This is a genomic window from Aeromonas sp. R10-1 (assembly GCF_040908465.1).
In the GTDB taxonomy this organism is placed as follows: domain Bacteria; phylum Pseudomonadota; class Gammaproteobacteria; order Enterobacterales; family Aeromonadaceae; genus Aeromonas; species Aeromonas caviae.
Genome location: NZ_JBFODT010000030.1, coordinates 37850 through 59664 on the forward strand (window position 1 = coordinate 37850; position 21815 = coordinate 59664).

19 protein-coding genes are annotated in these 21815 nt (G+C 62.0%); 11 read left to right on the forward strand and 8 right to left on the reverse strand.

The genetic code is table 11. The annotated features are described in order from the left end of the window. Positions 1 to 69 precede the first annotated feature (69 nt). A complete protein-coding gene (locus AB5Y93_RS15320) occupies positions 70 to 2511 on the reverse strand; it encodes a zinc/cadmium/mercury/lead-transporting ATPase (RefSeq protein WP_368229761.1) in 2442 nt (813 codons plus the stop codon). Between the two features lie 254 nt (positions 2512 to 2765). Here AB5Y93_RS15320 and tpx point away from each other — a divergent pair, with 254 nt between their 5' ends. Both tpx and AB5Y93_RS15330 read left to right on the forward strand, forming a co-directional pair. Next, positions 2766 to 3266, forward strand: coding sequence for a thiol peroxidase (tpx, locus tag AB5Y93_RS15325; RefSeq protein WP_010672853.1), 501 nt, complete (start codon positions 2766 to 2768; stop codon positions 3264 to 3266). A gap of 146 nt (positions 3267 to 3412) precedes the next feature. Next, entirely contained in the window at positions 3413 to 4633 is a 1221-nt protein-coding gene (locus AB5Y93_RS15330) for a DEAD/DEAH box helicase (protein ID WP_323955728.1), read from the forward strand. Between the two features lie 96 nt (positions 4634 to 4729). Here the strand turns inward: AB5Y93_RS15330 and AB5Y93_RS15335 are convergent, their stop codons facing one another. The 3 genes from AB5Y93_RS15335 to AB5Y93_RS15345 form a co-directional block, all read right to left on the reverse strand. Next, positions 4730 to 6289, reverse strand: coding sequence for a PAS domain-containing methyl-accepting chemotaxis protein (locus AB5Y93_RS15335; RefSeq protein ID WP_045523352.1), 1560 nt, complete (start codon positions 6287 to 6289; stop codon positions 4730 to 4732). A 152-nt stretch (positions 6290 to 6441) separates the two neighbouring features. Next, positions 6442 to 6741: a hypothetical protein gene (locus AB5Y93_RS15340; RefSeq protein ID WP_010672856.1), complete on the reverse strand. Its 300-nt coding sequence runs from the start codon at positions 6739 to 6741 to the stop codon at positions 6442 to 6444. Between the two features lie 110 nt (positions 6742 to 6851). Next, positions 6852 to 8456 (reverse strand): ABC transporter substrate-binding protein, encoded by a 1605-nt coding sequence (locus AB5Y93_RS15345; RefSeq protein WP_368229762.1) that lies wholly within the window; start codon positions 8454 to 8456, stop codon positions 6852 to 6854. A gap of 174 nt (positions 8457 to 8630) precedes the next feature. Between AB5Y93_RS15345 and AB5Y93_RS15350 the strand changes: the two genes are divergently transcribed. Both AB5Y93_RS15350 and AB5Y93_RS15355 read left to right on the forward strand, forming a co-directional pair. Further along, entirely contained in the window at positions 8631 to 9338 is a 708-nt protein-coding gene (locus tag AB5Y93_RS15350; RefSeq protein ID WP_368229763.1) for a ParB-like protein, read from the forward strand. A gap of 85 nt (positions 9339 to 9423) precedes the next feature. Next, positions 9424 to 9852 carry a DUF2753 family protein gene (locus AB5Y93_RS15355; protein ID WP_010672859.1) on the forward strand — a complete coding sequence of 143 codons (429 nt, stop codon included), beginning with the start codon at positions 9424 to 9426 and terminating at the stop codon, positions 9850 to 9852. 2 nt (positions 9853 to 9854) lie between these two features. On the opposite strand, the gene AB5Y93_RS15360 is transcribed toward AB5Y93_RS15355, so the two are convergent. Further along, a complete protein-coding gene (locus AB5Y93_RS15360) occupies positions 9855 to 10604 on the reverse strand; it encodes an enoyl-CoA hydratase-related protein (RefSeq protein ID WP_368229764.1) in 750 nt (249 codons plus the stop codon). Positions 10605 to 10693: 89 nt separating this feature from the next. Between AB5Y93_RS15360 and AB5Y93_RS15365 the strand changes: the two genes are divergently transcribed. The 3 genes from AB5Y93_RS15365 to AB5Y93_RS15375 all read left to right on the forward strand — a co-directional run bounded on the left by AB5Y93_RS15365 (position 10694) and on the right by AB5Y93_RS15375 (position 12555). Continuing rightward, the gene (locus tag AB5Y93_RS15365; RefSeq protein ID WP_039039478.1) at positions 10694 to 11134 is read left to right on the forward strand and encodes a copper chaperone PCu(A)C; all 441 of its coding nucleotides are present in this window, start codon (positions 10694 to 10696) and stop codon (positions 11132 to 11134) included. Positions 11135 to 11226: 92 nt separating this feature from the next. Beyond that, complete coding sequence (locus tag AB5Y93_RS15370) at positions 11227 to 11856, forward strand: TIGR04219 family outer membrane beta-barrel protein (protein ID WP_043155850.1); 630 nt, start codon at positions 11227 to 11229, stop codon at positions 11854 to 11856. A gap of 18 nt (positions 11857 to 11874) precedes the next feature. Beyond that, positions 11875 to 12555 carry an SDR family oxidoreductase gene (locus tag AB5Y93_RS15375; protein WP_043155851.1) on the forward strand — a complete coding sequence of 227 codons (681 nt, stop codon included), beginning with the start codon at positions 11875 to 11877 and terminating at the stop codon, positions 12553 to 12555. 192 nt (positions 12556 to 12747) lie between these two features. Here the strand turns inward: AB5Y93_RS15375 and AB5Y93_RS15380 are convergent, their stop codons facing one another. The 3 genes from AB5Y93_RS15380 to AB5Y93_RS15390 all read right to left on the reverse strand — a co-directional run bounded on the left by AB5Y93_RS15380 (position 12748) and on the right by AB5Y93_RS15390 (position 17444). Beyond that, entirely contained in the window at positions 12748 to 13377 is a 630-nt protein-coding gene (locus AB5Y93_RS15380; protein ID WP_319910597.1) for a 3'-5' exonuclease, read from the reverse strand. 195 nt (positions 13378 to 13572) lie between these two features. Continuing rightward, positions 13573 to 15297 carry a proline--tRNA ligase gene (locus tag AB5Y93_RS15385; RefSeq protein ID WP_368229765.1) on the reverse strand — a complete coding sequence of 575 codons (1725 nt, stop codon included), beginning with the start codon at positions 15295 to 15297 and terminating at the stop codon, positions 13573 to 13575. 137 nt (positions 15298 to 15434) lie between these two features. Next, positions 15435 to 17444: a methyl-accepting chemotaxis protein gene (locus AB5Y93_RS15390; RefSeq protein WP_368229766.1), complete on the reverse strand. Its 2010-nt coding sequence runs from the start codon at positions 17442 to 17444 to the stop codon at positions 15435 to 15437. 232 nt (positions 17445 to 17676) lie between these two features. On the opposite strand from AB5Y93_RS15390, the gene ruvA reads away from it, so the two are divergent. The 4 genes from ruvA to AB5Y93_RS15410 all read left to right on the forward strand — a co-directional run bounded on the left by ruvA (position 17677) and on the right by AB5Y93_RS15410 (position 21806). Beyond that, positions 17677 to 18291, forward strand: coding sequence for a Holliday junction branch migration protein RuvA (gene ruvA, locus AB5Y93_RS15395; RefSeq protein ID WP_010672867.1), 615 nt, complete (start codon positions 17677 to 17679; stop codon positions 18289 to 18291). 8 nt (positions 18292 to 18299) lie between these two features. After that, a complete protein-coding gene (ruvB, locus tag AB5Y93_RS15400) occupies positions 18300 to 19310 on the forward strand; it encodes a Holliday junction branch migration DNA helicase RuvB (RefSeq protein ID WP_041214526.1) in 1011 nt (336 codons plus the stop codon). Positions 19311 to 19320: 10 nt separating this feature from the next. Next, positions 19321 to 19563, forward strand: coding sequence for a hypothetical protein (locus AB5Y93_RS15405; protein ID WP_113979080.1), 243 nt, complete (start codon positions 19321 to 19323; stop codon positions 19561 to 19563). Between the two features lie 686 nt (positions 19564 to 20249). Beyond that, entirely contained in the window at positions 20250 to 21806 is a 1557-nt protein-coding gene (locus AB5Y93_RS15410; RefSeq protein WP_010672869.1) for a cytochrome ubiquinol oxidase subunit I, read from the forward strand. The last annotated feature ends 9 nt before the right edge of the window (positions 21807 to 21815 follow it).

The window sequence follows — 21815 nt, forward strand, 5'->3', positions numbered from 1 at the left end:
GCTCGTGGGCGAGGCAATAAAAAAGCCGCCCCGTTGGAGCGGCTGTTGGTTGTGCAGTTTACGGCCGGACTAGCGTTTTCGCAGCAGGCGCAGGGCGTTGGCGGTGACCAGGGCGGTGGCGCCGGTGTCGGCCAGCACCGCAATCCACAGGCCGGTGATGCCGAGCAGGCTGGTGACCAGGAAGATGGCCTTGAGCCCCAGCGCCAGCGCGATGTTCTGGTGGATGTTGGCCAGCGCCGCGCGGGAGAGCCGGATCATGGCGGCGACCCCGCCGAGCTGGTTGTGGGTCAGCGCCGCATCGGCGGTTTCCAGCGCCACGTCGGTGCCGCCTCCCATGGCGATGCCGATGCTGGCCCGCTTCATGGCCGGTGCATCGTTGATGCCGTCGCCGATCATGGCCACCTTGCGGGTGCTGGCGAGCTGGCTTATCTCCTCTACCTTGCCTTCCGGCAGCAGGCCGGCGCGCCAGCCCATGCCGAGCTCGGTGGCGATGGCCTCGGCGGCGCGGGGGTTGTCGCCGGTCAGCATGATGCTCTGCAGGCCGAGCTGGTTGAGCTCTTGCAGCGCCGCCGCCGCTTCTGGCCGGATCTGGTCGCGCAGGGCCAGCAGGGCGGCCGGAGCGGTGTCGGGCTGACCGAGCACCACCACCGTCTTGCCTTGCTGCTCCAGGGTGGCGATCCGGGCCTGCATGGCGGCATCCAGGGTGGCGACCCGGCTCGGCGCCAGCAACTGCCAGAGGGCGCCGTCGATGCGGCCTTCCACGCCCATGCCGGGCAGGGCGCGCAGCTCCTGGGCGGCGGCGAGGCTGAGGCCCCGTTCGCTGGCCGCCGTCACCACGGCGCGGGCCAGCGGGTGGTGGGAGCCCTGCTCGATGGCCGCCGCCAGTGCCAGCAGGTCGGCCTCAGGCTGGCCATTGAGGCTCACCAGTTCGGTCAGCTGCGGCTTGCCCAGGGTCAGGGTGCCGGTCTTGTCAAAGGCCAGGGTATCAATGTGTGCCAGCCGCTCCAGCGCGGCGCCCCCCTTGATGAGGGCCCCCTGGCGGGTGGCTGCCGCCAGCGCCGAGGTGACCGCCGCCGGGGTGGAGATGACCAGGGCGCAGGGGCAACCGATGAGCAGCAGCGCCAGCCCGCGATAGACCCACTCGTCCCAGCTCTGGCCGAAGGCGAGCGGCGGTACCAGCACCACCAGCAGGGCGACCAGCATCATGGCCGGGGTATACCAGCGACTGAAGCGGTCGATGAAGCGCTCGATGGGGGCGCGCTGGGTCTCGGCCTCCTCGATGAGATGCAGGATGCGGTCGATGGCGTTGTTGCCGGGTTCGGACACCACCTCGAGGCGCAGCACCCGGTCCGCCGCCAGACTGCCGGCGGGGACCTTGTCACCCCGGCGGCGCTCCACCGGGATGGATTCGCCGGTCAGGGCGCTCTCGTCAAAGGCGCCGAGGGGGTCGAGCAGGCGGGCATCGGCGGCCAGGCGGGCGCCCGGGGCGATTTCGATGATGTCGCCGGGGCGCAGCTGGTCGGCAGCGACCTCTTCGCGCACCTCGCCCTCGGCAGTGGTGCGGATGCGCAGCGCCTTGTCGGGCACCAGCGCCATCAGGGCGGTGACCCCGGCGCGGGCGCGGCCGGCGGCGTAGGCCTCCAGATGTTCACCCAGCATGAACAGCAGCAGCACCATGGCCGCTTCGGCGGTTTCACCGAGGAACAGGGCCCCCACGGCGGCGACCGTCATCAGGGTCTCGATGGCGAAGGGAGAGCCGCTTCTGGTCAGTGCCCACGCCTTGCGGGCGACGGGCCACAGTCCCCAGAGGGTGGCCAGGGTAAAGAGCGGCTGACCGAGCTGGTTCGGCAACAGGGCCGCCACCCCCATCAGGCCGGCCAGCGACAGGGGCTGCCAGTATTTGCCGAGCAGGTTGCTGACTCTCTGCATCTGCGGGCTGCGGCCCGGTTCGCTGCGAGCCGTGTTCTGAGCGCCTCCTTTGAGCTGGAAGCCGGCGGCCAGCACGGCGGCGGTAACGGGGTCGGGGGAGAGGCCGGGGGCCAGATCCACCACCAGCTTCTCGGTGGCAAACAGCACCCGAGCCTGCTGTACGCCCTCCAGCCGGCTGACGGCGGTCTCTATCTTGCGGGCACAGCTGGGACAATCCATGCCCAGCACCTGCCAGCTATGGCGGCGGCTGTTCTGCTCGGGGCTAGCCAGCGGCGGCTCGGTCGCGGCGCCCGTGTGGGCGTGCTCGTGCCCCTGCTCATGATGATCGTGATCGTGGTCGTGTTCGTGGCCGTTGGCTGTGTCGGTGGTGCAAGCGCCTCTGGGGGGCTCTTCATCACCCGGGCTGTCTGCGCCACTTTGCCCCTGATGATCGTGGCGGGTCGGGTTGGCGACACCACTGGCCTGTGCCCCGTTGTCGCAGCAGTGGCTGGTGTGGCTGTGTCCGGCCTGTGGGGTGGCGGTCTTGCTGACGGCCTTGATGGGGGCAGCGGCGTGTTGATGGCTGCAGCAGGATTTGCTCATGATGCGTTCCTCTTGAGGGATCCCGCCCCTGCGGGATCCTGGATGACTGCGCCGAGTGTAAACCTTGGTGTAAAGTCCAAGGTCAAGCCCTCTTCTCCTCTTTGTCCGGGGCCATGACAGTGGCCGCTGATCTGCCCCTGGAGCAGGAGGGACGCAAAGGGATGCCAAATCCCTTTCATTAGCGGGTGTTTGTCATCCCGTGGCGGGCCTATACTGGGGACCCTGGATCCCACATCAATCATCAAGGACCTAACATGAGCAATACCGTCACCCTGCAAGGCAACCCCGTCTCCGTCTCCGGCCACTTCCCCGTTGCCGGTGAGCAGGCCAAGCCCTTCTCCCTGGTTGCTGGCGATCTGTCTGATGCGACCCTGGCGACCTTCGCCGGCAAGCGCAAGATCCTGAACATCTTCCCGAGCGTCGACACCCCGACCTGCGCCACTTCCGTGCGCAAGTTCAATGAGCAGGCAAGCGCCCTGAACAACACCGTCGTGCTGTGTATCTCTGCCGACCTGCCGTTCGCCCAGGCCCGCTTCTGCGGCGCCGAGGGTCTGGACAAGGTGGTGAACCTCTCCACCCTGCGCGGTGTCTCCTTCCTGCAGGACTACGGCGTGGCCTTCTCCTCCGGCCCGCTGGTGGGTCTGGCTGCCCGTGCCATCGTGGTACTGGATGAGCACGACAAGGTGCTGCACAGCGAGCTGGTGGCCGAAGTCGCCGACGAGCCGAACTACGCCGCCGCCCTGGCCGTTCTGTAAGTCGCGCCAAAGGCTGATTGCCTGACGGCCTGCCCCGTTCACACGGGGCAGGCCGTTTTTATTGCGCTCCCGAACCTTTTACTTATGGGGTGGGTCTGGCTAGACTTCGCCTCCACATCCTTGTTCAGCCTGTATCTGCGATCCCCATGACGTTTGACGAACTCGCCCTTGACCCCGCCCTGTTGCCCCTGCTGCCCGCCGCGCTGGAAAAACCGACCCCCATTCAGCAGCTAGCCATTCCTGCTGCCTTGTCAGGACGGGATCTGCTTGCCCTGGCCAGGACCGGCAGTGGCAAGACCCTGGCATTCGGCCTGCCGCTGCTGCAGAGGCTGGACGCAGCCAGCGACCGGGTACAGGGATTGGTACTGGTCCCCACCCGGGAGCTGGCAAGCCAGGTGAGCGCCGCCCTGCAGGAGATTGCCGACGGGTTGGGGGTGCGTCTCCTGACCCTGTGTGGCGGGGTGGCCCAGGAGTGGCAGGAGCGGGAACTGGCTCTCGGCCCCCAACTGCTGGTGGCGACCCCCGGACGGTTGCGGGACTTGCTGGCCCAGCAGACGCTGGGGCTGGGTGCCCTGCGCATGCTGGTGCTGGATGAAGCGGATCGCCTGCTGGAGATGGGGTTCTGGCCCGATATCCAGTGGCTGATGAAGGCAATGCCGGAGGCGCGGCAGCAGATGCTCTTCTCCGCCACCTTGCCGGTCGAACTGGAGAGCCTGGCCTCGGGCCTGCTGCAGGATCCGGTGCGCATCGAGGCCGAGCCGCTCAACAGCCTGGTGAACGACATCGAGGAGCGGCTCTATCTGGTCAACAGGAGCAGCAAGGTGCCTGCGCTGATCGCCCTGCTGGAGGCCGGAGAGTGGCCCCAGGTGCTGGTCTTCATCAGTGCCAGGGACGACGCGGACGGGGTGGCCAAGAAACTCGCCAGGGCTGGCATGACGGTGGCGGCCCTGCACGGAAACAAGGATCAGGCCGCGCGGGAGCAGGCGCTGGCGGATTTCAAGGAGGGCAGGGTGCGGGTGCTGGTGGCCACGGACCTGATGGCGCGCGGCATCCACGTGGAGGCATTGCCGGTGGTGATCAATCTGGATCTGCCGGACCATGCGCCCGTCTACGTGCATCGTATCGGTCGTACCGCCCGTGCCGGACAGAGCGGTCTGGCCATCTCCCTTACCTGCCACGGGGATGGGGAGGCGCTCGAGGGGATCCGGGCCCTGACCGGTCGGCCCCTGCCCTTGGCGGCGCTGGCAGGTTTCCCGGTGACCGACAAACCCGCCAGCGGGGAGAGCAAACGGGCGCCAAGAGACAAGCAGGCGAACCGTCGCACCCAGGGCAAGCGCAGCATCAAGCAGTTCAAGGGCAAATCCTGAGACGGACTTCTTGCCCCCGGCGGGAGCCTGTCGTCGTGGAGGAGAGGAGAGATCGGCAGCGCGCCCGGGGGCGCGCCAAACTACACGGCAAGGGGGTCAGTCGTGGAACTGGTTGATCAGGCGGGAGAGGTTTTGCAGCCGCTCCACCAGCAGGGTGATGCCATCGAGGGCTTGACGGCTGTTGTCCGCGGTGTGGCTCGCCAGTTGGTGGATCTGGTGGATCCCCTGATCCAGGGTGCTGGTGACATCCGCCTGCTGGCTCACCGCCTGGGCTATCTCGTCGCTGGTGTGGGTCACCCGGGCCAGCATCCGGTTGATCTGGTCGAGCACCTCGGCGGTGGCCCCCATGTGCTGCTGACAGAGCACTGATGTCTGGGCCCCCTGCTCCATGCCATCGGACAGTTGCCGGGTGCTCTGTTGCAGCGCCCCTATCATGTCGCTTATCTCGCCGGTGGAGCTGCGGGTCTTCTGGGCCAGGGCCCGTATCTCGTCGGCCACCACCGCAAAGCCGCGCCCCTGTTCACCGGCCCGTGCCGCCTCGATGGCCGCATTGAGGGAGAGCAGGTTGGTCTGATCCGCAATCTGCCCGATCACCTCCAGAATGCCGTTGATCTTCTGGCTGTCCTGGGTCAGGCGCGCCAGCACGCCCTGGCTGGCGTCCAGCTCCTGATGAAGCCTGTCGACCGAATCCCGGGTGGTGGCCAGCGCCTGCTGGCCACTGGCGGACACCTGCTGGACCTCGCCCACCAGCGCATTGGCCTGGTGGGCATTGTCAGCCACATCGCGGATGGACTGGCTCATCTGGGTGATGGCCGCCGCCAGTTGCTCGCTCTGGGCCCGCTGCTGTTGCAGGTGAGTGTCTATGGTCTGGATATGCCCCCTGTCATCCTCCGCCGCCTGCAGGATCTGCTGGTTGGTGTCCGCGCTGCGACCTACCACGGCGCGCAGCTCCGCCTTCTTCATGCGCAGCAGCAGTTCAAGGGCGGCCAGGCTGTCCTGACGCCTGGCATAGAGTACCTGGCAAAGGGCGCTGCCCTGCTCCTCGCCCGCCATGGCCAGCAGCCTGGCCAGCCGCCGTTGCAGATGCCAGCCATGTCCCATCTGGGCCAGCAAGCAGAGCAGAGTGATGACTCCCCACCCCGGCTGGCCGGTGACCAGACTGGCCCCCATGCCGAGCAGGGCGGTGCCAGAGAGCAGCAGACACAGCTGCCCCGGCTCCAGGGTCAGCCGGGTCAGCCAGGGCAGTGCCTTGCCGTCACGGATCCGGGCATAGAGCTGCTCTGCCCAGGCGATGTCGTGATCCTGGGGACGGGTGCGGACAGACTGGTATTCGATGATCTGCTGCTGATCGTTGAGAATCGGCGTGACGTAGGCGTTGACCCAGTAGAACTGACCACTCTTGGCGCGGTTCTTTACCAGCCCCATCCAGCTCTTGCCTTGTTGCAGGCGGCGCCACATGTCGGCGAACGCGGCCTTGGGCATGTCGGGGTGGCGGACCAGATTGTGGGGCTCCCCTTCCATTTCGGTCGCGCTGTAGCCCGCCACATCGCAAAAGTGCTGGTTGGCATAAGTGATGTGACTGGTGGGATCCGTGGTCGAGATCAGTGATATGTGATCGGGGAAACGGATCTCCCCTTCGTGCCGGGCTGTGGTCATGTGCGCATCCTGAATGAGCCAAGTAACTGATAAAATTATTTTTTATTTTTGTGATTGTTACGGCGTCATTGTAGATGCGGACTGTTGCACCACCTTGGCTTGGGTCAATAAATCAACACGGGAAAGGCTGAAAAAAGTCGTAGATGGCGGGCTCAGCCGCGGGGAGTGAAGTCGTGGATCTCCCCCGTCCTCGGCTTGAAGCGGGGGTCATTGTCTTCTGCGCTGGCGACCCAGGCCATGGCCTGGCAGAAACTCTCCTGCTTGGCGAAGGCATCCCGGGCCTGATCGATGGCTCGTTCGGCATTGCGCCGCTCCATCTTGCTGGCCTTGCGGTCGCTGAACTGCTTCTGCTGGCTCAACATCCATTCGAGGAAGGCCTGGCGGCATTCGGTTTCATCGGCGGCCTTGGCGGGAAGGGCAACAAACAGGGCAATCAAGAGCAGAGCACGCATGGCAGGATCGGATCACGGGGTTGATGAATGAAAAGAGGCGGCATTTTAGGCCGGGAACTTGAACAGGAACAGTGCCAGGAGGGGTCAGATGTCCCGACCCCTCCCCGGACTCAGTGTTTGACGAGGTAGAGCTGACGGCTGTAGGCCACGTCTTCCGGGTTGTTGATGGGATACCCCTTGAGCCAGGGCTTGATGAGCCGGGCATTGGTGTACTGGTAGATGGGGGCGATGGGGGCCTCCTTCTGCAAGATGGCCTCGGCCTCATCGAACAGGCGGGCCCGCTCTGCGGGATCCTGACTGTTGGCCGCCTGCGCCAGCAGCTTGTCGTAAGCCGGGTTGGCGAACCGGGCCATGTTGCCGCTGTGGCCCGATCCCCAGAGCCCGAGGAAGGCGGAGGGGTCGTTGTAATCGGCGACCCAGGAGGAGCGGATCACCTCGAACTGGCCGCTTTGACGGCTGTCGAGATAGGTTTTCCACTCCTGGTTGGTCAGCTCGACCCGGGCCCCCAGCTTCTGTTTCCACAGGTTGGCGATGGCCAGTGCCATCTTCTTGTGAATTTCCGCCGTGTTGTAGAGCAGGGTCAGCTTGAGGGGATTGCTTGGGCCGTAGCCCGCTTCTTTCAGCAGGGCTCTGGCACGCTCGTCCAGCGCCTGCTGGCTGCTGGTGGAGAGCAGATTGGGCTTGGGGTCGAAGTCGGCGGTCACGTCCGGGGTAAAGTGATAGGCCGGTTTCTCCCCGGTGCCCAGCACCTTGTCGGCAATCAGGCCCCTGTCGATGGTGTAGGAGAGCGCCTGGCGCACCCGCACATCATTGAGGGGCGGGCGCTGGGTGTTGAAGGCGTAGTAGTAGGTGCCGAGCTGTTCCGGGGTATAGACCTCCCCCGGGATCTGGGCCATCAGGCTCTGGTACTGCTCCTTGGGGAAGGATTCGGTGATGTGCAGATCCCCGGCCAGATAGCGGTGGGTGGCCGCGCTCTCCTGGTTGATGGGCACGAAGGTGACGCGGGTCAGCACCGTGTGGGCGCGATCCCAGTAGTAGGGATTGGGCGTCAGCTCCAGTTTCTCGTTCACCACCCGGTGACTCAGCACGAAGGCGCCGTTGCCCACCAGCTTGCCGGGCTGGGTCCACTGGTTGCCATATTGTTCCATGCTGGCCTGGTGCAGGGGCGACAGGCTGGGATGGGTCAGCAGGCTCAGGAAATAGGGCACCGGCTGGGAGAGGGTCACCTTCAGGGTATGGTCATCGACGGCCTCCACCCCGAGCGCATCGGGGGCCAGCTTGCCTGCCACTATGTCGTCCACCTTGTCGAAGCGGGCGAGCTGGGCGAACCAGGCGAAAGTGGCGGCTTCCCTGGGGTCAACCAGCTTGCGCCAGCCATAGACGAAGTCGGCGGCGCGCACGGGGTCGCCGTTGGACCAGCGGGCATCCTGCCTCAGATGGAATGTGAACTGCCGGTTGTCCTTGTTCTCCCAGTTCGCGGCCACCCCGGGCAGCACCTTGCCGTCCGGCCCCTGGGTCAGCAGCCCTTCGTAAAGGTCTCTGAGGACCTGCAGCTCCGGCAGTCCCACCAGCTTGAGAGGGCTCAGGCTCGCCGGTTCATCTTTGAGATGACGGACGACAGCCTGCTCGGCGGCGAGTGGGGTACCGGGCGGCACATCGGCAGCCTGGATGCAGGCACAGCCCAGCAGGGCCAACAGGGGGCTCCATCCTTTCATGGTGAATCCTTCAAAATGTGTGAAGCGGGGAGAAAACTCGGCGAGAATGCATCGCCGGCAGATGGGAAATCATGATATCCCCTTTGCTGGTCAGACCGCCAGCATGAGTCCCATTGATATCCGATGCGGCTGTCAACGAAGGGGCGCCGTGAGCGCCAGGAAAAGGAGAGAATGATGAGAGCATGGATCTTGTTGGTCTGCGTGCTGAGCCAGGGGGCCTGGGCGTTGGCCCCGTGCGAGAAGAGCAGCCCGGTGGGAAGCTGGTGCGAGGTGAACATAGAGGCGCTGCACCCCACCCAGGGTGGCGTGGGGCAGTTGCAGGTGGATACCACTGCCCGGGAGCTGGCGGACAAGGGCGAGAAGCAGCTCGACAAACTGATGAAAAAGAAAGAGATCCCTATCGTCATCGCGCCGGATGGGGGTTACTGGCTGGTGGACAGGCACCACCTGACCAAGGCGCTGTGGCAGCAGGGGGTGAAGCAGGTCAGGGTCAAGGTGATTGCACGGTTGCAGGACAGGGCCAATTTCTGGAGCCAGATGCAGAACAACCACTGGGCCTGGCTCAAGGATGAACGGGGTCAACCCCTGACTCCCGAGCAGTTGCCCGGCCATATCGGTGAGTTGCCGGATTATCCCTACCGCACCCTGGCGGGGCTGTTGCAGGATGCGGGCTACTTCAGCAAGAAGGATCAGGTCTACTTCGTCGAGTTTGCCTGGGCCAGCTGGCTCGGCCAGCAGATGGCCTGGCAGCCGATCGATGAGCTCAACCTCGCGGATCGCCTCGCCGAAGCCAAACGGCTGGCGTGCAGCAGCAAGGCGGCGGATCTGCCTGGTTACCCCGGCAAGCAGTGTCGCGTCAATCAGCCCAGAACGGCGGGTTGAGGGATCCTGCACAAAGGCTCTGGTTGATATTTGTTCTCGATTGGCCATGATACAAACTCCACTCGTGTCGGCAAAGGAGAGGAACATGGAACATCAGAACTGGCAACGTTACATGCTGGAGGCGGAGAACGCCCTTGGCATGGGGGCTCTGGGCACGGCGATCTGCCTCTATCAGCAGGCCCTGGGGGAAGTGTATGAGCTGGCCTCCGGGGATCTGGACGAACTGGCCAGCATGCGGGTCGCCACCTGTCACCGCATGGCCGATTTCTGGCGTGCCATGGAAGAGCCTGCCTATGAACTGCGCTACCTCAAGCTCGCCTCCGAGCTGGTCACCGCCCTGGTGCCCCAGTGCCCCAACCGGGAGTGCGAATCCCTCATCAGTGAGCTGGGCTGCTGTCGCGCCGCCCTGCTCTCCTTCTTGAAGCGCCATCCCAATCCGGAGATTGCCCGGCTTATCCAGGTGCAGGACAGGGTGCAGGGCTGCGAGTTGATAGGCCGGTTCCGTCTCAACTGAGTTCAGCGCCGTTTTTGCAGCTTGCTGGCGATGCGGCTTTGCGCCTCTTCCCCTTGCAGGGCCTGGGCGAAGGCGCGCGCTTCCAGGTCGATGACGAAATGCACTGCCTGTTTGAGCTCCTGCTTGAGCAGCGCCTTGCTCTTCTGGAGCGCCATCGGCGGCTTGGCCGCCAGTTTCAGTCCCTGCTCCCGAGCGAAGGGGAGCAGGTCCGCCGGGGCCAGCACCCGGTTGGCGAGCCCGAGACGCAGCGCCTCTTCCCCATCGATGGCCTCTGCCAGCAGCAACAGCTCCGCCGCCTTTAGGTGACCGACGGCGCGTGGCAGCAGCAGGCTGGCGGCAAACTCCGGCACCAGTCCCAGCTCGACGAAAGGCAGCTGCAGCCGGGCGTTGTCAGCCAGATAGACCAGGTCGCAGTGCAGCAGCAGTGTGGTGCCGATGCCGACTGCCGGGCCGCCCACGGCGGCGATCACCGGTTTGGGGAAGTCGGCCAGGGTGTGCAGAAATTGCAGGATGGGATCGTCCGGCTCAAGGGCGTGCTTGCCAACAAAGTCGGCCAGATCGTTGCCGGCGGTGAAGCACTCCGCCTGGCCCTGCAACAGCAGCACATGGACCTCTTCGTCCCAGGCGGCCTGGCGCAGTGCGTCGGTCAGCGCCAGATACGTTTCCGTGTTGAGGGCATTGCGCTTTTCCGGTCGATTGAAGGTCAGGGTGAGCAAGCCGTCCTGCTGTTCGGCCAGAATTGTGAGGGCCATGTCTGAATCCTTGTTGTCGGGGGCTGTCAAAAGCTTGCCACAGGGGTAAGCTTTGTCTCGTTTAACAACATCATAAAAGGATTTCAACCATGTTTAAACGTGCGTTTTATTCCACCATGGCACTGCTTCTGGCCGCCCCGGCCCTGGCCAAGGTCGACGCGGTCGATGGTTATGTGCGCCTGCTGCCCCCTGGCTCGCCGAACACGGCGGCGTTCATGGTGCTCAGGAACGATGGGGACAAACCGGTGAAACTGGTGGCGGGTGCGTCCCCTGAGGCGGGCCGTGTCGAGCTGCACACCCATTTGCACGAGAACGGCGTCATGAAGATGCGCCAGGTGGAGAGCATCGAGATCCCGGCCAAGGGGGAGGCCGTGCTCAAGCCCGGCAGCCTGCACATCATGTTGTTCGACATCCATACCCTGGCCCAGGGCACGCCCTTCCCGCTGACCCTGACCCTGGACGATGGTCAGACGCTGTCACTGAGCCTGCCCGTGAAGCCGGTCGAACCCATGAAAGGGATGAAGCACTGACATTTATGGACGCTTGTTCAGCTTTTTACTCTAGGTATTCCTTGCCCAGCGGGTAAAATGATGGCCTTTCCAGTCCAAAATGGAGCGAAGTGATGAAGAAGACCCTGATTGCCGGCACTGTGATGGCTCTGCTCAGCCATGGGGCCATGGCCGCCAATGACTGGCGTTTTGCGGCGGGTGCCGATCTGTGGAATGCCCAGGGAAGTGGCCAGGTCAGCAGCGTGGGTGCCGATGGCAGCTACGACGAGAACTACAACTGGAGCGGCTACCTGCAACTGGAGCACGGCATCCTGCTGCTGCCCAACGCCAAGTTCGAAATGTCCGACTTCAGCAGCAGCGGCGGCAGCTTCAACAACGATCTGCTGGCTTACGACCTGAGCCTCTACTATCGCCTGTTCAACAACGACCTGTTCCAGATCGACCTGGGTCTGACCGGTCGTCGCTACGACGGTGATTTCAACACCCAGCACTACTCCTATGACAAGGATGTGCTGATGGCCTACACCGGCGCCGAAGTGCGCATCCCGGGGACCGGCTTTGCCGCCTTCGGTGATGCCCGCGTGCAGGATGCCGACAACTACGACTACCGTCTGGGCGGCTCCTACAAGTTCTCTTCCGTGCCGCTCAAGATCCGCGCCGGCTGGCGTGAGGCCGAGATGGACTTCGATCGCGTCGATCAGACCATCGACGGCTGGTTCATCGGTGGTGAATTCACCTTCTGATCTCCCTGAGGAGCACACATGGGCCACATCATAGTGACTGGCGCGGGGTCCGGACTGGGCCGCGCCCTGACCATAGGGCTGGTTGAACGCGGCCATCAGGTTTCCATGATGGGTCGCCGTTACCAGAAACTGCAGGAGCAGGAAGAGCTGCTCGGCAAGGCGGTGATCGGCATTGCCGCCGATCTCGCACACCACGAAGAGGTGGATGTCGCCTTTGCCGCTGCGGTGGAGTGGGGCGGCCTGCCCGACATGGTGATCCACTGTGCCGGTGTCGGCGAGTTCGGCCCGGTGGGTGTCTACACCGCCGAGCAGATCCGCCGGGTGGTGGAGAGCAATCTCATCTCCACCATACTGGTGGCCCAGCAGACGGTGCGCCTCATCGGCGACAATGGCGGCGTGCTGGCGAATGTGCTCTCCTCTGCCGCCCAGACCGGCAAGGCCAACGAGAGCCTCTATTGCGCCTCCAAATGGGGCATGCGCGGCTTTCTCGAATCCTTGCGGGCCGAGCTGAAGAGTGCTCCCCTGCGACTGGTGAACCTCTATCCGAGCGGGATCCGCAGCGAGTTCTGGGAGAATTCGGATCACGTGGATTCGAGTGGCTTCATGACGCCGGAAGACGCTGCAGCCTACATGCTGGATGCGCTGGCCGCGAGAAGCAGCTGCCATGTGACCGATCTCTTTATCGGTCGCAATGCCTGAAGCGCCGTGAACCGGCCCCGTCGCCAGATGACAAGGAAAAAAAGCGCGCCATTTGGCGCGCTTTTTCATTGATGTGCAGTGCTAAATTATCTGCTTGCCTGCCTCTCTTTACGCCGGGCCATCATGGATGTGAAGGCGGGTAAATTCAGTGCCGACATGGCACGGATGATTGATGATGCATGTCGGCACATATTATTTCCGAGTCGCATATTCCCGCAGGAAGGATGGAATCACCTGTTTTGGCTTCTTGCCAAGGGTCAGCAGCAATGCAAAGTCCGGGTCGATAATGCCATGCCGACACGCCAGCTCTTCCAACAAGGCAAGCCAGAGGTGGGCCGTCACCTCTGCATCCGCCAGGGCACGGTGAAACACCCCGTCATTGGGCAGGCTCCGGTATTGCACCAGGGTACCCAGCTTGTGATCCGGGGCATCGGGAAACAGGCGCCTCGATAGCAGCAGGGAACAGGCGAACTGGCCGCGGTATTGCGCCGGCAATCGCTCGATTTCCGCATCCAGAAAGCGCTTGTCGAAGGAGGCGTTGTGGGCGACCAGATTGTCATCACCGATAAAGTCGACGAAATCCGCCATCACCTCGTTACAGGGGGGAGCCTGTTTCAGCATGGCATTGCTGATCCCGGTATATTGCTCGATGAAGCTGCTCACATTGAAGCCCGGATTCATCAATGCCGAGAAACGCTCACTGATATGACCATCCTTGATTCTGACTGCACCGATCTCGATGGCTCTATCCCCTTGTCCGGGTGAAAGCCCTGTGGTCTCGAAGTCGAGCACGACAACGGTATTGGCTGAGGTGATGGACATAACTTCTCGGGCAAGCTGGGTAAAGAGCGCCAGTCTAGGAAATCAGCCGTGCCGTGTACAGGGCAATGCAGTTATCTCATTGGTTCACGCTGGAGACGCATTTTTGTGCATCATGGCTGAGAGGCATATAAAAAGCCCCGAGTGCCGTGGCACTCGGGGCTTTCCTATGAAAAGCGAAAGGCGGTGTCGGCGTTATCAGCGACCCAGCTTGGCCTTGAGCAGGGCAACGATCTCGCCGATGGCCACTTCCTGCTTCTCGCCGGAGCGGCGGCACTTGTACTCCACCACGCCGTTGTCCAGACCACGGTCACCGATGACGATGGCGTGGGGCACACCGATCAGCTCCATGTCGGCGAACATCACACCCGGGCGCTCCTTGCGGTCGTCAAACAGCACGTCCACACCGGCGGCTTTGAGCTCGGCGTAGAACTGTTGTGCCTGCTCGGCCACGCGCTCGGACTTGTGCATGTTCATCGGCACGATGGCCACTTCGAACGGGGCGATGGCGTCCGGCCAGATGATGCCGTACTGGTCGTTATTCTGCTCGATAGCGGCAGCCACCAGACGGGAAACCCCGATACCGTAGCAACCCATTTCCATGGTGACGGACTTGCCGCCTTCGTTCAGCACGCTCGCCTTCATCGCTTCGGAGTACTTGGTACCCAGCTGGAAGATGTGGCCCACTTCGATACCGCGCTTGAGCAGCAGCTTGCCCTGGCCGCACGGGCTCGGGTCGCCTTCTACCACGTTGCGCAGGTCGGCAACCTCAAAAGAGGTGATGTCGCGATCCCAGTTGGCACCGGTCAGGTGGAAACCGGTCTCGTTGGCGCCGCAAACAAAATCGCTCAGATGGGCGGCGCTGCGATCGACGATGATGCGACCGGCAAAGCCGACCGGGCCGATGGAGCCTGCGTCGCAACCGGCGGCCGCTTTGATCTGCTCGTCATTGGCGAAGGTCAGCGGGTTAGCCACGCCAGAAAGCTTCTCGGCCTTGATTTCGTTCAGCTCGTGGTCGCCACGCAGTACCAGGGCGATGACGGCCTGTTTGCCGTGCTCGTCTTCCTCGGCCAGTACCAGCAGGGTCTTGGCGATGGCGGTCGGCGCCACGTTCAGGAAAGCGGCCACTTCGTCGATGGTGTGGACGGCCGGGGTGGCCACCTTGGTCAGGGCTTTGGTTGCGGCAGTGCGCTCGCCAGCCGGTGCCAGGGCTTCGGCCATCTCGATGTTGGCGGCGTAATCGGATGTATCGGAGAAGGCGATCAAGTCTTCACCGCTCTCGGCCAGCACCTGGAATTCGTGGGAGCCGGTGCCCCCGATGGAGCCGGTATCGGCCTGCACCGGGCGGAAGTTCAGACCCATGCGAGTGAAGGCGGTGCAGTAGGCCGCATGCATCTTCTCATAGGTATCGACCAGGGAAGCCTTGTCGATGTGGAAGGAGTAGGCATCCTTCATCAGGAATTCGCGGCCGCGCATCACGCCGAAACGGGGGCGCACTTCATCGCGGAATTTGGTCTGGATCTGGTACAGATTCAGCGGCAGTTGCTTGTAGCTGTTCACTTCGTAACGGACCAGCGCGGTGATCACCTCTTCGTGGGTCGGACCCAGCACGAAGGGGCGGTTGTGACGGTCGGTCAGGCGGCACAGCTCGGGGCCGTAGTCATCCCAGCGGCCGGACTCCTGCCACAGCTCGGCGGGCTGTACCACCGGCATGGATACTTCGACGGCACCCGCATTGTTCATCTCTTCGCGGACGATGTTTTCAATCTTCTTCAGGACCCGCAGGCCGGTCGGCAGCCAGGCGTACATGCCGGAAGCGAGTTTGCGGATCATCCCGGCGCGCAGCATCAGCTGGTGGCTGACAACTTCAGCGTCGGAGGGGGTTTCCTTGAGAGTGGAAAGCAGATATTGGCTGGTACGCATCGCGGTAGACCTTCGCTAGTTCGGGCGGCTTGGCCCTGGAAAATTTCAAGTGCGGAATTTTAACAGGCGAAGTCCCCCGGCCCAAGGGCTAAATTCAGCGGCGCTGGGGGGGAGGGCGGGGCCTTGCCCCGCCCGCACTAGACCCGAAATTGCGACAGCAACTGCTGTTGCTGCTGGCTGGCCTGATGGAGGGAGGAGGCCAGTTGCAGGCACTCCTGGGCTTCCTGTTCGCCCGTCTGGGCCTGCAGGCTGATATCCGAAACCTTGCCCGTGGTGTGTCCCAGGGTGTGGGAGAGCTGGCTGGTCGCCTCTGCCACCTGTTGCACCATGTCGGCGAGCTGATCGATGGCCTCTTCTACCTTGAACAGGATCTGTTTGGTGTTGTCGGAGTCCGCCATACCCGATTCCACAGTTTTCAGGTTGCGTTGCATCATCAGATAAGCCTGCTCTGTCTGCTGCTGGATGCTGTTGATCACGTCCGTTATCTCGGCACTGGAGGTGGCGGTGCGATTGGCCAGGGTGCGCACCTCGTCGGCCACCACGGCAAAACCGCGCCCCATCTCGCCCGCCCGGGCGGCTTCGATGGCGGCATTGAGTGCCAGCAGGTTGGTCTGCTCCGAGATATTGCTGATGGTGGAGATGATCTGGCCAATCTGCCCTGCCTGCTCCTTGAGGGCGTTGATGGCGGTGGCGCATTCACCCACCTCCATGACCACCCGCTGCATGCCGGCGGTGGCGGAGGAGACATACTGGCTGCTTTGCGTGGTGAGCTGGCGCACCTCGTTGGCGTTGTGTGCCGCCAGGTTGCAGTTGTCCGAGATGGTGGTGGCCACCTGCACCATCTGCTCGCTGTCGTGGTGCAGCGCCTGGGCATGCGCTGCGGTCTGGCGGCTGCTCTGGCTGATGGCCTGGACCCGGTTGACCGAGGTGTGCACGTGCTGGTTGATGTGCTGGTTGTTGTCCATGGTGGCGCTGATCATCTTCTGCAGCTTCTCGATGAAGCGATCCACGCTGCCGGCCAGGGAGCCAATCTCGTCGTCGCGTGAGAGGTTGATGCGGGCATTGAGATCTCCCTCCCCGGCGGCGATGTCCTGCATGCGCTTGTCGACCTGGAGTAGCGGGCGAACAATGGTGCGCACCAGCCAGAAGCCGCAGCAGGTGACGATCAGCAGGCTGAGCAGCAAGCCCCCCAGGATGAGTCCCCTGGTGTAGTCGATGATGGCGTTGAGCTGGTGAACCTGATCCTCGACGGTGGCGTCCCCCTGGGCCTCGACCTCGACCAGAGCCAGCCTGAGCTGGTCGGCACTGTGTTCGTAACGGGCCAGCTGGTTCTGATAAGCGCTCAGGGCTGTGGTCCATTCACGGATCAGGCGGGCATTGTCGGCTTGCAGGGCACGATACTGGGTGGAGAGCATTTGGCCTGCAAACTCCCCGTCGCCGGGCACATCGAACTGGCCGGTTGCCAGCATGCCGTCAACCGCGTCCTGATAGAAGCGGGTGGCTTGTGCCAGCTCGGCCTGGATGGCAGGAGTAGGGCCTTCGCTCTGCATCTTCTCCAGCGCATAGAGCTGGCGCAGGAATCCGATGTTGGCCTCCATGCCGCCATCGGCCGCCTGCCAGCGGGTCGCGAGGCCGCCGTTCCAGCTGATGGCCTGATCCGGTGAGCGGGTGAGGCTCTCGACGGCCTCGTCACCGATCACCTCCAGCCTGGTCGAGAGGCGTGACATGCGTTCCGAACTGGCACGCAGCGCCTCATCGGCGCTCGTGAAGGTGCGATAGAGGGTCAGCAGCTGTGCCTGCTCTTGCTGATAGGTCTGCTCATGCTGCTTCAGCGTGGTAATGGCCGCCGCATCGATGAGCCCGCCTTGCTCCACCCGGCGCAAAGCGTCGTTGGCCGCCTCTTTTGCCCGTTGCAGCTCCGGTGCGTCGAGGGGGATCCCCGAGAGCATTTTCTGGATATAGAGCGACTGGTTGCCGAGTTCGATGGAGCCCTCCATGGCACCATCTGCCGTCTGCCAGGCGGCACCCAGGACGTAGGAGAGCAGATCAGCCAGCCGCTGGCTGCCATACCAGCCGATCGCCCCCATGCCCAGGGTACAGCCGAGCAGAATGGTGAGTCCGAGGTTGGATGTGGTGACGATTTTCATGATTCAAGCCTTCCCTGGTGCCGAACAAGACCATTTCAGTGTTCAATCAATGACGAAGATGTGCCATCCCCGATGGAAAATAAAGTGACAGACTGTGTTCTGAACGAGGGAAATGGCCGGGTATGAAGAGCTGGTCATCCCATGTTCTGCATGGACCTATGCTGGATACTTATCCAGTTATTCTTTATGCTATGCCCCAATTTGCGAGAGTCTGCGTGGCGAGGAAAAGAACATGATCGGTCGCTTGAGAGGCGTCATCATCGAGAAGCAACCCCCCGAGGTGTTGCTGGAAGTCGGAGGGGTGGGATATGAGGTTCATATGCCCATGAGCTGCTTCTATGATCTGCCCGAACTCGGGAAGGAGGCCGTCATTCACACCCACTTCGTGGTGCGTGAAGATGCCCAGCTGCTCTACGGCTTCAACCACAAGCAGGAGCGGGCGCTGTTTCGCGAGCTGATCAAGACCAACGGGGTCGGCCCCAAGCTGGCCCTGGCCATTCTCTCCGGCATGACGGCCACCCAGTTTGTGATGAGCGTCGAGCGCGAGGAGATAAGCTCCCTGGTCAAGTTGCCCGGCGTGGGCAAGAAGACCGCCGAGCGCCTGGTGGTGGAGATGAAAGACCGCCTCAAGGGCTGGGTCAGCCACGATCTCTTCTCCCCGGCCGAAATCACCCTGCCCGCGAAAGAGAGCCCGCTGCGTGCCCCGGATGCGAGCGAGGAGGCGGCCAGTGCACTGGTGGCCCTCGGCTACAAGCCGCAGCAGGCCAGCCAGATCGTCAGCAAGGTGGCCGCCGACGGCATGTCGGTAGAGGAGATCATTCGTGAATCCCTGCGCAGCCTGGTGTGAGGTAGACAATGATTGAAGCGGATCGCCTCATCTCGGCCGGTGCCGCCCGTGAGGACGAGATCATCGATCGGGCCATCCGGCCCAGAAAGCTGGCCGATTACACCGGACAGGATCACGTCTGCGATCAGATGGAGATCTTCATCGAGGCCGCCCGCCAGCGCGGGGAGGCCCTCGATCATCTGCTGATCTTCGGGCCTCCCGGCCTTGGCAAGACCACGCTGGCCAACATCGTCGCCAACGAGATGGGGGTCAACATCAAGACCACCTCGGGCCCCGTGCTGGAGAAGGCCGGCGATCTGGCGGCACTCCTCACCAACCTGGAACCGAACGATGTGCTCTTCATCGACGAGATCCACCGTCTCAGCCCGGTGGTGGAGGAGGTGCTCTACCCGGCCATGGAGGATTATCAGCTCGACATCATGATAGGGGAGGGGCCGGCGGCCCGCTCCATCAAGCTCGATCTCCCTCCCTTCACCCTGATCGGTGCCACCACCCGGGCCGGCTCCCTCACCAGCCCCCTGCGGGATCGGTTTGGCATCGTGCAGCGCCTCGAGTTTTACAACGTCAAGGACCTGACCGACATCGTCTCTCGCAGCGCCCGCTGCCTCGGGCTCGACATGACGGAAGACGGCGCTCTCGAGGTAGCCCGTCGCTCCCGGGGGACACCGCGCATTGCTAACCGTTTGTTAAGGCGGGTACGGGATTTTGCCCAGGTGAAGTCTGACGGGCGAATTGACGGACCCATTTCGGCCCGTGCCATGGACATGCTGGACGTGGACAATGAAGGCTTCGACTTCATGGATCGCAAGCTATTGTTGGCCGTCATCGACAAGTTTATGGGGGGGCCAGTCGGGCTCGACAACCTGGCCGCCGCCATCGGTGAGGAGAAGGACACCATAGAAGACGTGCTGGAACCTTATCTGATCCAGCAAGGCTATCTGCAACGTACACCCAGAGGGCGGATCGCAACTCAGAGAGCCTACGCACACTTTGGCCTGGAACGACCGGCAGATCAGTAGACGTTGCGATATGAACCAAAAAGCCGCCCTTGAGGCGGCTTTTTGTTTTGCGGGCAAAAAAAAGCCCACGGCACAGGCGGTGGGCAAAGACAATTCAGGATGGATGTTCACAGACAGTGAGAGCGTCTGCAGACCGGTCGGGAAAAAACAGAGGAGCCGTCGCGAGGCTTCAGAGTCGGTTCATTTGATAGAGTTGAACGAAAGAAAGCTTGTAGTAACGGATGGTCTTGGCAACAAACTTTTTCATCATTAATCCCAACAAACAGGTTCGAAATGTTCATCGAATACGTACCGGGAACCCGGAATGACCGGCCTGTATTCAGAGGTATGCCCTCACTGCGAGGCGCATTGTAGGAGCTCTTTCCGGGTGGGGCAAACAAGAAAATCTATGGGCTTTTGATTAGATAAACTAATGATTTTGGTGGGGGTGTCAATCCGCATAAACATGTGTTTTTACTGGGTTTAAATTGATTTTTGGATGAGCCTGGCCATTTATTGAAATAATCGAGATGCGAAGGCTTTATTCCCGGAGTTGCGTATTTGTTTAACAGAATTGAAACTATTTTTGTGAGTCATAAAATTGATTTAAATCAATTATTTACGACTTGTTGTTTTTTGTGATGAAGCTCCCATAATTAATGGGAAAAGCCCTATAAGTTACCTTGAAAAAACATGTATTGAGGGTGGTTTTACATTGATTTCAATCAAATAAAGGTGATATAAAACAGCGATCATTATAGGCGGGAATAGAACCCTGGTTATTGTTTATTAGATGTTAAACATTAGCTTTTTTTGTTCCTGTATATTGCCTTGTTGTTAATGTGGTGGCAGTCGAATCCGGTCAGTCCGCGAGGGGTGACCGACCGTTCGGGGACTTCCAATGGAAGCTTTGTCCTTAAAACTTAAAATAGCCGTGCCAATAATCGGTGAGGAAACATCATGATTGCTGAGCATGTGGTAGACCTATCGCGGTTCCAATTTGCTGCGACGGCCCTTTATCACTTCCTGTTTGTACCCTTGACGCTGGGGATGGCCTTCATCCTGGCGATCATGGAGTCTGTCTATGTGATGACCAACAACACAGTGTACCGGGACATGACCAAGTTCTGGGGCAAGTTGTTCGGTATCAACTTTGCCCTCGGGGTTACCACCGGGCTCACCATGGAGTTTCAGTTCGGTACCAACTGGGCTTACTACTCCCACTATGTCGGCGACATCTTCGGGGCCCCGCTGGCCATCGAAGGCTTGATGGCCTTCTTCCTGGAGTCCACCTTCGTCGGTATGTTCTTCTTCGGTTGGGATCGTCTCAGCAAGCGCCAGCACCTGGCGGCTACCTGGCTGATGGCGCTCGGGACCAACCTCTCCGCACTGTGGATCCTGGTCGCCAACGGCTGGATGCAGAACCCGGTGGGTGCCGAGTTCAACTTCGAATCCATGCGCATGGAGATGGTGAGCTTCGCCGACCTGGTGTTCAACCCGGTTGCCCAGGTCAAGTTCGTCCACACCGTGGCGGCAGGCTATACCACGGGCGCCATGTTCGTGCTCGGGATCTCCTCCTATTACCTGCTGAAGAATCGTGATGTGGCGTTCGCTCGTCGCTCCTTCGCCATCGCGGCCGCGTTCGGCATGGCCTCCATCCTCTCCGTGCTGGTGCTGGGTGACGAGTCCGGCTACGAGACCGGGGAAGTGCAGAAGGTGAAACTGGCAGCCATCGAGGCCGAGTGGAACACGGAGCCGGCTCCGGCATCCTTCACCCTGTTCGGGATCCCGAACCAGGAGGAGATGCGCACCGACTACGCCATCAAGATCCCCTATGCCCTCGGCATCATCGCCACCCGTTCCCTGGACGGTCAGGTGACTGGTCTCAAGGATCTCAAGAGCGAGCATGAGCTGCGCGTGCGCAACGGCATGACCGCCTACGACCTGCTGACCAAGCTGCAATCCGGTGACAAGTCCGACGATACCCGCGCCCGCTTCGACGAAGTGAAGCAGGATCTGGGCTACGGTCTGCTGCTCAAGCGTTACACCCCCAACGTGACCGACGCCACCGACGAGCAGATCAAGGCCGCCGTGGATGACTCCATCCCGCAGGTACTGCCGCTGTTCTTCGCCTTCCGCATCATGGTCGCCTGCGGCATCCTGATGCTGGTGCTGATCGGTCTGGCCTTCTATGACAGCACCCGCCACAAGATCGGCGAGCGCAAGTGGCTGCTCAAGGCGCTGCTGTACGGCATTCCGCTGCCCTGGATCGCCATCGAGGCTGGCTGGTTTGTCGCTGAATATGGTCGTCAACCCTGGACCATCGCCGAGATGCTGCCGACTTATGTCTCTGCATCCAACATTCCTGCGTCCGAGATCTGGTTCTCTCTGATCGGGATCTTCCTGTTCTACACCGTACTGCTGATCATCGAGATGTACCTGATGTTCAAGTATGCGCGCCTGGGCCCAAGCAGCCTGAAGACGGGCAAGTACCACTTCGAACAGAGCAAGGCATAAGGAGAGTGA